The organism is Mesorhizobium sp. DxT (assembly GCF_058448885.1).
Genome location: NZ_JBZFLJ010000001.1, coordinates 345,788 through 358,494, shown reverse-complemented (window position 1 = coordinate 358,494; position 12,707 = coordinate 345,788). Strand labels below are relative to the sequence as shown.

The window sequence follows — 12,707 nt, the reverse complement described above, 5'->3', positions numbered from 1 at the left end:
TTGTGAGGCTTGCGATCCTTCACGCGCGGAAGCGCCACGAGCGGTCATGACTGCCAAGCAGCGCATACGACGCCTGGCGGCGTGGTCCATCGTCGTCGCATTCGGCGTGATGGGTTTGAAGTTCGTCGCCTGGTGGATGACCGGGTCGGTCGCGCTTTATTCGGACGCGCTGGAATCCATCGTCAACGTCATCGCCGGTTTCGCGGCCTTCTGGGCGATCTCCGTCAGCCACAAGCCGGCCGATCGCGACCATCAGTATGGGCACCACAAGGCCGAATATTTCTCCGCCGTTCTGGAGGGCGTGCTTATCGTCGTCGCCGCGCTGCTCATCATGGGCGAGGTGTGGCGAAGCTGGCAGAATCCGGCGCCGCTGGAGCAGGCCTGGGGAGGCCTTGCGGTCAACGGCGTCGCGGCGGCGATCAACTGCGTGTGGGCGCTGATGCTGATACGCGTCGGACGCAAGGATAAGTCGCCGGCACTCGAGGCCGACGGTCATCACGTCATGACGGATGTGGTCACGTCGGTCGGTGTCATTGCCGGTCTTGTCGGGGCCGTCCTGACCGGCTGGTATTTTCTCGATCCGCTTCTGGCGCTGGTCGTTGCGCTCAACATTCTCTGGCAGGGGTGGAAGGTCATCACCTCGTCACTGGACGGCCTGATGGATCGCGCCGTGCCGGTCGAGGAGCATGTGCGTATCCGCGACATCATCTCGGCCAATTCCAAGGGCGCGCTGGAAGTTCACGACCTCAAGACGCGGATCGCCGGCCGCGCGACCTTCATCGAGTTCCATATGGTCGTCGACGCTCACATGACCGTCGGCGAGAGCCATGCGATCTGCGACCGGATCGAGGAGGCACTGGAGGCGGAAATTCCGTCGGTGCGGATCGTCATCCATGTCGAGCCGGAAGACGAGGCGAAGCTGCCGCCCGGAACTCCGGCAGTTCCATTCGCCTAGACGGTTCGGGCGCCGTTGACCTTCAAATAGACGGCGTAGAGCGACGTCGTGGCGGTGATGAAAAGACGATTGAGCTTTTGGCCACCGAAACAGCAGTTTGAGACGATTTCCGGCACCAGAACCTTGCCGATCAGGGTTCCGTCGGGATCGTAGCAATGAATGCCGTCGGCCGCGCTTGTCCAGATGCGGCCGGCCGTGTCGAGCCGGAAGCCATCGAACAGGCCCGCGGTGCAATCGGCGAAGACCGATCCGCCGCTGAGACGCCCATCGTCGCCGACATCGAAGACGCGCATATGGGCCGGATGATGGTCGCCATGGGTGCGGCCGGTATCGACCACGTAGAGCTTCGTCTCGTCGGGCGAGAAAGCGAGGCCGTTCGGCTTTATCATGTCGGTGACGACCGCTTCGACCGTGCCGGTCGCCGGGTCGATGCGGTAGACATGCGAAGCCCCGATTTCGCTGTCGGCCCTGTCGCCCTCATAGTCGGAATCGATGCCGTAGGTGGGGTCCGTGAACCAGATCGAGCCGTCGGATTTGACGACAAGATCATTGGGCGAGTTCAGCCGCTTGCCCTGCCAGCGGTCGGCAATCGTGACGACGCTGCCGTCATGCTCGGTGCGGCTGATGCGGCGGGCCTTGTGCTCGCAGGAAACCAGCCTGCCCTGCCTGTCCACCGTGTGACCGTTGGTGTTGCCGGCGGGCTGGCGGAAGGCGCTGACATGGCCGTCGGCATCGTCATAACGCAGCATGCGATCGTTGGGGATGTCCGACCAGACGAGATAGCGGCCGGCGGCAAACCATGCCGGCCCCTCGGTCCAGCGGCTGCCGGTGTGGAGCTGTTCCAGCTTGGCCGTGCCATTGATCAGCTTTGCGAAGCGCGGATCGATGATTTCGTACGGGCTTTCGGACATGTCTTCTCCTCCTCGGCGTCGTGGCCGGCGATCTGCCGTCAACGTGTTTATGTGCTCGCCCGGCCACTCAGGAATGCAGCCGCCTGTTCGACCAGAGTGTCGACAGGCAGCAGCGCATCGAGGCGCAGAGCCGCCTCGTCAGCCGATGGTGGTTCGAGATCGGCGAACTGGCTGTCCACAAGGCTCGATGGCATGAAGTGTCCACCGCGGCCCTGTACGCGCTCCCACGAAGCCTGCCGGTCGAGCGCCAGATGCAGAAAGACCAGGTTCGGGTTAAGGCTGCGCAACCGGTCCCTGTAGCGCCGCTTTAGCGCCGAGCAGGTGGCGACCACCGTCGCGCCGCGCGCGGTACGGGCTGCGATCTCGGCGGCGATCGTATCGAGCCAGCCGGCCCGGTGCTCGTCGTCGAGCGGAATGCCACTGGCCATGCGGGCTATGTTCTCCGCCGGATGGAAGGCATCACCCTCGACGAATTCGGCACCCAGCTTGCGAGCGAGCGCGGAGCCGACCTCGGTCTTGCCGCAACCGGCGACGCCCATCACGATCACGGGCGGAAAGCCGCCCGTTTCCGCTGGCTTGCCTGTTGCCTCCGTCATCGTCACCTCCGTCCGATGTGATGCCCGACAGGCATCAGGCGAGTTCATGCCGCCAAGGCGGGTTCGCTCCTGGCCGCGACACGGTCACGGCAGCCGCCGATATGGCGAAATCGAGCGTGGCGCGCAGCTCGCCAGCGCTGAGCGTCGCCAGCCTTTCCTTGTCGAGCAAGTCTGCTTCGTCAAGCGAGGCGAGGATGCCGGCATTGAACGTGTCGCCTGCGCCAACCGTATCGGCAACGGTCACCCGCCGCGCCGGCACATCGATCCGTTCGCCCGCGATATAGCCGACGGCGCCCTTGCCGCCGCGGGTGATGACGACCACCTTGGGGCCCGCCTGCAGCCAGCGCGCGGCGATTTCGTCGTGGCTGCCGGTCTCGCCGAACCAGGCAAGGTCCTCGTCGGACAGCTTGACGATGTCGGCCATGGCTATCATGCGCCGCATGCGCAGCAGATGGCGTTCCTTGTCGGCGATGAAACCGGCGCGGATATTGGGATCCAGCATCATGACGCGGTGTGGATGTTCGCGGCGCATGAGTGCCTCGTAAGTCGATCCGCAGGGTTCCGGTATCAGGCTGATGCAGGAGAAATGCAGTGCCTTGACATTGTCGTCGAGCACCGGAAGGTCGGCTTCTTCCAGCATGCGGCCGGCTGTGTTCTCGTCGTAGAACGTGTATGTCGCGTGCCCGTCTGTCAGGTGCACAAAGGCCAGCGTGGTCGGCCGGTCGGAGAAACGGACATAGCGCATATCGACTTTGCTCGCCTCAAGAGCCTGGCTGAGGCGTCTGCCGAAGAGGTCTTTGGAAATACCTGAAAAGAAAGCTGTTTCCCTGCCGAGGCGGCCGAGAGCGATGGCCGTGTTGAACACGGCGCCGCCGACATAGGGCGCAAATGCTGCTTCGCCCGCTGACGTCTCGCGCGGAAGCATGTCGATCAGCGCTTCGCCACAACACAGGATCATGCAGTTCCTCCCCTTCGTCCTTCGGACGGGGTTGCTTTAATCGATTGAATGCGGCTCTTCAATCCGCTAGCATTTGAAACTGGGAGGAAGTCTGGATAATCGCTCGCGTGCAGTCGCTTCGCGATTGCGCCAAGCCGGGGGCATTATGACATTGACCAGAACTTCCGCATCCGATCACGCCGCCGCGAGACAGGTTGATGTGCTCAAGCTGGCGGCGGAAATCATCGAATGCCTGAAATACCGCGTCGGCAAGGAGCCGTCGGTCGCTACGCGTCACGACTGGCTCGCCGCCTCCATCAAGGTGGTGCGCGACCGCGTGGTCGATCGCTGGATCGACTCGACCCGACGCGCCTACGAGCAGGGCGACAAGCGGGTCTATTACCTGTCCATGGAGTTCCTGATCGGCCGGCTGATGCGCGACGCCTTCTCCAATCTCGGCCAGATGGACGCGATGCGCGAGGCGCTGGCGATCCATGGCGTCGACATCGATGTGATCGCCGGGCTGGAGCCGGACGCGGCACTGGGCAATGGTGGCCTCGGGCGGCTGGCGGCCTGCTTTATGGAATCGATGGCAAGCGTGGACATACCCGCGCATGGCTACGGCATCCGCTATGTGCATGGGCTGTTTCGGCAGGAAATTCACGATGGCTGGCAGGTTGAGCTGCCGGAAACGTGGCTGGAACACGGCAATCCGTGGGAGTTCGAACGGCGCGAGGGCGCTTACGAGATCGGCTTCGGCGGTACAGTCAGCTCCGTGACGTCCAAGGACGGCCGGCTGGAGCGTCACGTCTGGAAACCGACGGAGCGGTTTCTCGCGGTTGCCGTCGATACACCGGTGGTTGGATGGCGGGCCAAGCGCGTCAATACGCTGCGGCTATGGTCGGCGATGCCGATCGATCCGATCCTGCTCGACGCTTTCAACGCCGGCGACCATATCGGCGCGCTGCGCGAGAGCAACAAGGCGGAGGCGCTGACGCGGGTGCTTTACCCTGCCGACAGCCATCAGGCGGGTCAGGAACTGCGGCTGCGCCAGGAATATTTCTTCTCGGCGGCTTCGGTGCAGGACATCGTTCGCCGCCATCTGAGCCAGTATCCCGACCTGACATCGCTGCCGGACAAGGCCGCGATCCACCTCAACGATACGCATCCGGCGATAGCCGTTGCCGAGTTGATGCGGCTCCTGATGGACGTGCACGGCCACGATTTCGACGTGGCGTGGGACATCACCAACCGCACCTTTGCCTACACAAACCACACGCTGCTGCCGGAGGCGTTGGAAAGCTGGCCGGTGCCGCTGTTCGAGCGGCTTTTGCCGCGCCACATGCAGATCATCTATGCGATCAACGCCGAGGTGCTGCTGAGGGTGCGCTCGGCCGGCAAGTTCTCCGACGAACAGGTGCGGGCGATCTCGCTGATCCACGAGGATGGCGAGCGCCGCGTGCGCATGGGCAATCTCGCCTTTGTCGGCGCATTCTCGGTCAACGGTGTTTCGGCCCTGCATACCGAGCTGATGAAGGAGACGGTGTTCGCCGATCTCCATCGGCTCTATCCCAAACGCATCAACAACAAGACAAACGGCATCACGCCGCGCCGTTGGCTGATGCAATGCAATCCGGGCCTGACGAACCTGATCCGCGAGGCTATCGGTGACAGGTTCCTGGACGATATCGATGCGCTCAAGGGCCTGGACGCCTTCGCCGACGATGCGGCTTTCCAGGAACGGTTCGCGGCGGTGAAGCGCGCCAACAAGGAACGGCTGGTTTCGCTGATCGGTGACAGGATGGGGCTGCGTCTCGATCCGTCGGCACTGTTCGACATCCAGATCAAGCGCATCCACGAATACAAGCGCCAGCTTCTCAACATCATCGAGGCGGTGGCGCTTTACGACCAGATCCGCTCTCATCCGGAAAAGGACTGGCTGCCGCGCGTAAAATTCTTCGGCGGCAAGGCGGCACCGAGCTACCATAATGCCAAGCTGATCATAAAGCTCGCCAACGACGTCGCGCGCGTGATCAACAGCGACCCGTCGGTGCGGGGCCTGCTGAAGGTCGTGTTCGTACCGAACTACAACGTCTCGACCGCCGAGGTGATGATCCCGGCGGCTGACCTTTCCGAGCAGATCTCCACCGCGGGGCTGGAGGCTTCCGGCACCGGGAACATGAAGTTCGCGCTCAACGGTGCGCTGACGATCGGCACGCTCGACGGCGCGAATGTCGAGATCAGCGAGTGCGTCGGCGCGGAAAACATCGTGATCTTCGGGCTGAAGGCCGACGAGGTGGCCGAGCGCCGGGCCGGCGGCTACGAGCCGCGCGCGATCATAGAGAAATCGCCCGAGCTGAGGCAGGCGCTGGAGGCGATCGCGTCCGGTGTATTCTCGCCCGACGATCCGGAGCGCTACCGCGATCTCATCGGCGTGCTCTACGATCATGACTGGTTCATGGTCGCGGCGGATTTCGACGCCTATGCGGGCGCGCAGCGCCACGTCGACGAGCTCTGGCGCGACAGCCCGCGCTGGTACGGCATGACGATCCGCAATACGGCGCGCGTCGGCTGGTTCTCGTCCGACCGCACTATAAGGCAATATGCGAAGGAGATTTGGAACGTGCCGGCGTGATAGGGTGAGGAAAACGCTGGGGCTTGTGAGTTCGGTGGAGGAGAAGGCCGCGTCCAGATGACAGCATCCGGGAGGAGGGAACCCGAAGGGAAGATGGCGCTGACGCCGCAGGGCGACATCGATGCCGTCGTTTCCGGCTCCCATGGCAACCCCTTCGCGGTGCTGGGCGTGCATGAGGGCGAGAAAGGGCTTCTCGCGCGCTGCTTCATTCCTCACGCGGAAAGCGTCACCGCCTTCACGCTCGCCGGCAAACCGGCAGGCGAACTCCTGCGCCGTCATGATGCGGGCTTCTTTGAAGGCAGGCTGACGATCCGCAAGCGCAAGCCGCTGAAATACCTGGCGCGCAATGCCGGCGGCGAGTGGTGGGTGACCGACGCATATTCGTTCGGGCCGGTGCTCGGGCCGATGGACGACTACTACATCGGCGAAGGCTCGCATCTGCGGCTGTTCGACAAGCTCGGCGCGCATGTCATCCACCATGAGGGCGCGCATGGCGTGCACTTTGCTGTATGGGCGCCGAATGCGCAGCGCGTCTCGGTGGTGGGCGACTTCAACGAGTGGGACGGGCGGCGGCATGCGATGCGCAGGCGTGTCGACACCGGCATCTGGGAGGTGTTCGCGCCCGACATCGAGGCCGGGCGTGTCTACAAATACGAGATCGTCGGGCCGGACGGAAAGCGCGTGCCGCTGAAGGCAGACCCGTTTGCGTTCCGCGCCGAGCTGCGCCCGGCGACGGGTTCGATAACCGACCATTCGCCTGCCCACGACTGGGGTGACGCGGCGCATCGCCGTTTCTGGCGCGATGCAGATGCGCGCCGGCAGCCGGTTTCGACCTACGAGGTGCATGCCGGCTCCTGGCAGCGCCACGACGACGAGTCCTTCCTCACCTGGGACGAACTGGCCGAAAGGCTGATCCCCTATGTCGTCGACATGGGGTTCACCCATATCGAGTTCCTGCCGATCACCGAGCATCCCTACGATCCGTCATGGGGCTACCAGACGACTGGTCTCTACGCGCCGACGGCGCGTTTCGGCGAGCCGGAGGGGTTCGCGCGCTTCGTCGACGGGGCGCACAGGGCCGGCATCGGCGTGATCCTCGACTGGGTGCCGGCGCATTTCCCGACCGATGCGCACGGGCTGGCGATGTTCGACGGCACGGCGCTCTATGAACATGCAGACCCGCGCAAGGGATTCCACCCCGATTGGAACACGGCGATCTACAATTTCGGCCGGCGCGAGGTGCTGGCCTATCTCGTCAACAACGCCCTGTTCTGGGCCGAGAAATACCATCTCGACGGGCTGCGGGTCGATGCGGTCGCCTCGATGCTCTACCTCGACTATTCGCGCAAGGCGGGCGAGTGGATACCCAACGAGCTGGGCGGCCGCGAGAACCTCGAGGCCGTCGACTTCCTTCAGAAGATGAACGCGGCCGTCTATGGCTCCCACCCCGGCATCATGACGATCGCCGAGGAATCCACCTCATGGCCCAAGGTTTCACATCCCGTGCACGAAGGGGGGCTGGGCTTCGGCTTCAAGTGGAACATGGGCTTCATGCACGACACGCTGCAATATATGGCGCGCGAGCCGGTGCACCGGAAGCACCATCACAACGACATCACCTTCGGCCTTCTCTACGCGTTCTCGGAGAATTTCGTCCTGCCGCTCTCCCATGACGAGGTCGTGCATAGGAAAGGCACGCTGCTGTCGAAGATGGCGGGCGACGACTGGCAGCAATTCGCGACCCTGCGCGCCTATTTCGCCTTCATGTGGGGCTATCCCGGTAAGAAACTCCTGTTCATGGGGCAGGAATTCGCCCAGCGCCGCGAATGGAGCGAGGCGCGCGCGCTCGACTGGGATCTGCTGGAAGCGCCGGCACATGAGGGTGTGCGGCGCCTGCTGCGGGATCTCAACCACGCCTATCGCGAAACGCCGGCGCTGCATGCGCGCGACTGCGAGCCGGAAGGCTTTCGCTGGCTGATCGCCGACGATGCGCAGAACTCGGTTTTCGCCTGGCTGCGCATGGCGCCCGATGCGCCGCCGGTGGCGGTCATCTCCAATTTCACCCCGGTCGCCCGCCAGGACTATCGCGTGCCGTTGCCGAACGCCGGAACATGGCGTGAGATCGTCAACACCGATGCTGGCGACTATGGCGGCAGCGGGCAGGGCAATGGCGGCGCGGTCGAGGCGGTTGCGGAGGATGGGGGCGGTATCGTCGCACGGATGACCTTGCCGCCGCTGGCGACGATCATGCTTGAATACGAACCGTAAAGGTCGGGAGGAGAGGGAACGATGGAACAGAAACGACCACAGCCGCTGGCCCGCGACGCGATGGCCTATGTGCTCGCTGGTGGAAGAGGGAGCCGGCTCGCCGAACTCACCGACGTGCGCGCCAAGCCGGCGGTCTATTTCGGCGGCAAGACGCGCATCATCGATTTCGCCCTCTCCAACGCGCTCAATTCCGGCATTCGGCGCATCGGCGTGGCGACCCAGTACAAGGCGCATTCGTTGATCCGGCACCTGCAGCGCGGCTGGAACTTCTTCCGGCCTGAGCGTAACGAGAGCTTCGACATATTGCCGGCAAGCCAGCGCGTCTCTGAAACGCAGTGGTACGAGGGCACCGCCGATGCGGTCTTCCAGAACGCCGACATCATCGAGGATTACGGCGTCGAATACATGGTCATCCTGGCCGGCGACCACATCTACAAGATGGATTACGAGCTGATGCTGCGTCAGCACGTCGACCAGGGTGCCGACGTCACCATCGGCTGTCTGGAAGTGCCGCGCATGGAGGCGACCGGCTTCGGCGTGATGCATGTCGACGAGAAGGACCGCGTCATCGCCTTCGTCGAAAAACCCGCGGATCCGCCCGGCATTCCCGACAAGCCGGACTTCGCGCTCGCCTCGATGGGTATCTACGTGTTCCGCACCGCTTTCCTGATGGACCAGCTTCGCCGCGACGCGGAACTGAAGGACTCCAGCCGCGATTTCGGCAAGGACATCATCCCCTACATCGTCAAGAACGGGAAGGCCGTGGCCCATCGCTTCGCCACTTCCTGCGTGCGCTCCAGCTTCGAACGCGAAGCCTACTGGCGCGACGTCGGCACGGTGGACGCCTATTGGGAAGCCAATATCGACCTGACCGACATCACGCCCGAACTCGACATCTACGACCGGGACTGGCCGATCTGGACCTATGCCGAGATCAAGCCGCCGGCGAAGTTCGTCCACGACGAGGAAGGGCGGCGCGGCTCTGCCATCTCCTCGCTTGTGGCGGGCGACTGCATCATCTCGGGCGCTGCGCTGCGGCGCAGCCTGATCTTCACCGGCGCACGGGTGAACTCGTTCTCCTCGCTCGACGAAGCGGTGGTGCTGCCCAATTGCCATGTCGGCCGCAACGCGCAGCTTTCCCGCGTGGTGATCGACCGTGGCGTGAAGATTCCCGAGGGGCTGGTGGTGGGCGAGGATCCAAAGCTCGACGCGAAGCGTTTCAGGCGCACGGAAAAGGGCGTATGCCTGATCACGCAGAAGATGATCGACCGACTGAACGACTGAAGCATGAAAATCCTCTCCGTCGCATCCGAGGTGTTTCCGCTCATCAAGACGGGCGGGCTGGCCGACGTGACCGGCGCGTTGCCGGGGGCGTTGGCAGAACTAGGCGTCTCGGTGCGGACGATGCTGCCCGGCTATCCTTCGGTACTTGCGCGGCTGCCGAAGAAGACGAAGGCGCTGCACAGCTATGCCGACCTCTTCGGCGGCAAGGCGCGGATTGTCGCCGGCACGCTCGACGGGCTCGACCTGATCGTGCTCGAAGCGCCGCATCTGTTCGACCGGCCGGGTGGAGCCTACGGCGATGGCAGCGGTGTCGACTGGCCGGACAATTGGCGCCGCTTTGCCGCGTTCGCGCGCGCTGCGGCCGATATTGCGAGCGGGGCGGTCGGAGACCTCCGGCCCGACATCGTTCATGCGCATGACTGGCAGGCGGCGTTGACGCTGGCCTATCTGCGCTATGACGAGCGGCCATCTCCGCCCTCGGTGATGACGGTGCACAACCTGGCCTTTCAGGGGCAGTTTCCCGCCTCGATCTTCCCCGAGCTCGGCCTGCCGCCACAGGCGATGGCGCTCGACGGCGTGGAATATTTCGGCGGCGTCGGCTTCCTCAAGGCCGGCTTGCAGGCGGCGCAGGCGATCACGACCGTCAGCCCGACCTATGCGCAGGAAATCCGTACGCCCGAATTCGGCATGGGGCTCGACGGGCTGATAAATCTGAGGGCCGGACATCTGCACGGCATCCTGAACGGCATCGACACGGGACAATGGGACCCGCAGACCGACCCACATCTGGCGGAGACCTTTTCGGAGAAATCGCTCAAGGCGCGGGGCAAGAACCGGCGCGCAGTGGAGCATCGTTTTGGCCTCGATCCCGATGCAAGCCCGCTTCTGTGCGTCGTCAGCCGCCTGACGTGGCAGAAGGGCATGGATATTCTCGCAGCCGAGCTCGACGCGGTCGCCGGCCTCGGTGTGCGGCTCGCGGTGCTGGGCTCCGGCGACCAGGGGCTCGAGGGCGCGCTGCTGGCAGGGGCTGCACGCCATCGCGGGCGCATCGGCGTGGTGGTCGGCTATGACGAGGGGCTGTCGCACCTCCTGCAGGGCGGCGCAGATGCGATCCTGATCCCGTCGCGGTTCGAGCCGTGCGGGCTGACACAGCTTTACGGGCTGCGCTACGGCTGCGTGCCGGTGGTGGCGCGCACCGGGGGGCTTGCCGACACGGTGATCGACGCCAACCACGCGGCACTTTCCGCGGGTGTTGCAACCGGCTTCCAGTTCGCCCCCGGATCGGGAGACGCGCTTGTCGGTGCGGTGCAACGCCTGTGCGGCGTTTTCGCCGATCGCGGGGCTTGGACAGCAATGCAGAAGCAGGGCATGAAGGCGGACGTATCCTGGCAGGCGAGCGCGCGGGATTATGTCGCGCTGTTCCGCTCGCTGGCCGCATGACAGAGGAATTTTGCATATGATCTCGATCGTCGAGACCACGCCTTATGACGACCAGAAACCGGGCACGTCCGGGCTGCGCAAGAAGGTGCCGGTCTTCCAGCAGAAGAACTATGTCGAGAACTTCATCCAGTCGATCTTCGATTCGGTGGCGGGCTATCGCGGCGAGACGCTGGTGATCGGCGGCGATGGCCGCTACTTCAACCGCGAGGCGATCCAGATCGCGATCAAGATGGCCTCGGCCAACGGCTTCGGCCGGGTGATCGTCGGGCGCGGCGGCATTTTGTCGACACCGGCCGCATCCCATCTCATCCGCAAGAACGAAGCCTTTGGTGGCATCGTGCTTTCGGCCAGCCACAATCCGGGCGGGCCGAACGAGGATTTCGGCATCAAGTACAATGTCGGCAATGGCGGCCCCGCGCCGGAAAAGGTTACCGAAGCGATCTATGCCCGCAGTCGCGAGATCGACCGTTACGCGATCGCGGATGTGCCTGACATCGATCTCGACACGGTGGGCAGCTTTTCGGCCGGCGACATGACTGTCGAGGTCGTCGACCCGGTAGCCGACTATGCCGAGCTGATGGAAAGCCTGTTCGACTTCGACGCGATTAGGGCGATGTTCGCGTCCGGTTTCCGGATGGTGTTCGACGCTATGCACGCCGTGACCGGGCCTTATGCGGTGGAGATTCTCGAGCGTCGGTTAGGCGCGGCACCGGGAACGGCACGCAATGCCGTGCCGCTGCCGGATTTCGGCGGCCACCATCCCGACCCGAACCTCGTTCATGCGCGCGAGCTCTTCGACCTGATGATGTCGGACGACGCGCCCGATTTCGGCGCCGCTTCGGATGGCGATGGCGACCGCAACCTGGTGATCGGCCGAGGCATGTTCGTCACGCCTTCAGACTCGCTCGCGATGCTTGCCGCAAACGCCCATCTGGCGCCGGGCTACAGCGACGGGCTGAAGGGCATCGCGCGGTCGATGCCGACTAGTGCGGCGGCCGACAGGGTGGCCGAGAAGCTGGGCATCGGCATCTATGAAACGCCGACGGGCTGGAAATTCTTCGGCAATCTGCTCGATGCGGGGCTCGCCACGATCTGCGGCGAGGAGAGCGCGGGCACCGGCTCGGACCATGTGCGGGAGAAGGATGGGCTTTGGGCCGTCCTGCTCTGGCTGAACATCCTCGCCGTGCGCAAGGAGAGTGTCGCCGAGATCGTGCGCGGTCACTGGAAGACTTTCGGCCGAAACTACTATTCGCGGCATGATTACGAGGGCGTCGAAACAGATGCCGCGAACCGGCTGATGAATGCCCTGCGCGCGGCGCTGCCGAACCTGCCCGGCCGCAAGGTCGCCGGGCTCACGGTCGAGGCCGCCGACGATTTCGCCTATCACGATCCGGTCGACGGGTCGGTGAGCGAAAAGCAGGGCGTTCGGGTGCTGTTTGCCGGCGGCTCGCGCGTCGTCTTCCGCCTCTCCGGCACTGGCACGTCGGGCGCGACGCTGCGCGTCTATATCGAGCGCTACGAGCCGGACGCAGACAGGCACGACATCGAGACGCAGGAAGCGCTTGCCGACCTGATCGCGGCGGCCGACGAGATCGCCGGCATCACGAAGCATACCGGCCGGTCGGCGCCGAGCGTGATTACGTGATGCGGTCGATGCAGGCTGATCTCCCCCCTTGTGGGG

Annotated in this window: 9 protein-coding genes; 6 read left to right on the top strand and 3 right to left on the bottom strand. The window is 64.2% G+C overall.

What is annotated here, in order from left to right; genetic code table 11:
• The first annotated feature begins 46 nt into the window (after positions 1 to 46).
• Entirely contained in the window at positions 47 to 955 is a 909-nt protein-coding gene (locus tag ACVJNE_RS01695) for a cation diffusion facilitator family transporter (protein WP_499562405.1), read from the top strand.
• On the opposite strand, the gene ACVJNE_RS01690 is transcribed toward ACVJNE_RS01695, so the two are convergent.
• From ACVJNE_RS01690 to ACVJNE_RS01680, 3 genes are read right to left on the bottom strand one after another with little or no spacing between them, the layout of a single operon-like run.
• A complete protein-coding gene (locus ACVJNE_RS01690; RefSeq protein ID WP_499562404.1) occupies positions 952 to 1,866 on the bottom strand; it encodes an SMP-30/gluconolactonase/LRE family protein in 915 nt (304 codons plus the stop codon). The two genes, ACVJNE_RS01695 and ACVJNE_RS01690, sit on opposite strands and share 4 nt — an antisense overlap.
• Positions 1,867 to 1,913: 47 nt before the next feature.
• A complete protein-coding gene (locus tag ACVJNE_RS01685; RefSeq protein ID WP_499562402.1) occupies positions 1,914 to 2,462 on the bottom strand; it encodes a gluconokinase in 549 nt (182 codons plus the stop codon).
• A gap of 34 nt (positions 2,463 to 2,496) precedes the next feature.
• Positions 2,497 to 3,420, bottom strand: coding sequence for a carbohydrate kinase family protein (locus tag ACVJNE_RS01680; protein ID WP_499562400.1), 924 nt, complete (start codon positions 3,418 to 3,420; stop codon positions 2,497 to 2,499).
• A gap of 145 nt (positions 3,421 to 3,565) precedes the next feature.
• On the opposite strand from ACVJNE_RS01680, the gene ACVJNE_RS01675 reads away from it, so the two are divergent.
• The 5 genes from ACVJNE_RS01675 to ACVJNE_RS01655 all read left to right on the top strand — a co-directional run bounded on the left by ACVJNE_RS01675 (position 3,566) and on the right by ACVJNE_RS01655 (position 12,671).
• Positions 3,566 to 6,034: a glycogen/starch/alpha-glucan phosphorylase gene (locus ACVJNE_RS01675; protein WP_499562398.1), complete on the top strand. Its 2,469-nt coding sequence runs from the start codon at positions 3,566 to 3,568 to the stop codon at positions 6,032 to 6,034.
• A 93-nt stretch (positions 6,035 to 6,127) separates the two neighbouring features.
• Positions 6,128 to 8,302 carry a 1,4-alpha-glucan branching protein GlgB gene (glgB, locus tag ACVJNE_RS01670; RefSeq protein ID WP_499562396.1) on the top strand — a complete coding sequence of 725 codons (2,175 nt, stop codon included), beginning with the start codon at positions 6,128 to 6,130 and terminating at the stop codon, positions 8,300 to 8,302.
• Between the two features lie 21 nt (positions 8,303 to 8,323).
• Entirely contained in the window at positions 8,324 to 9,586 is a 1,263-nt protein-coding gene (gene glgC / locus ACVJNE_RS01665; RefSeq protein WP_499562394.1) for a glucose-1-phosphate adenylyltransferase, read from the top strand.
• Between the two features lie 3 nt (positions 9,587 to 9,589).
• The gene (gene glgA, locus ACVJNE_RS01660; RefSeq protein ID WP_499562392.1) at positions 9,590 to 11,026 is read left to right on the top strand and encodes a glycogen synthase GlgA; all 1,437 of its coding nucleotides are present in this window, start codon (positions 9,590 to 9,592) and stop codon (positions 11,024 to 11,026) included.
• A 16-nt stretch (positions 11,027 to 11,042) separates the two neighbouring features.
• Positions 11,043 to 12,671 (top strand): alpha-D-glucose phosphate-specific phosphoglucomutase, encoded by a 1,629-nt coding sequence (locus ACVJNE_RS01655; RefSeq protein WP_499562390.1) that lies wholly within the window; start codon positions 11,043 to 11,045, stop codon positions 12,669 to 12,671.
• Positions 12,672 to 12,707: the final 36 nt, after the last annotated feature.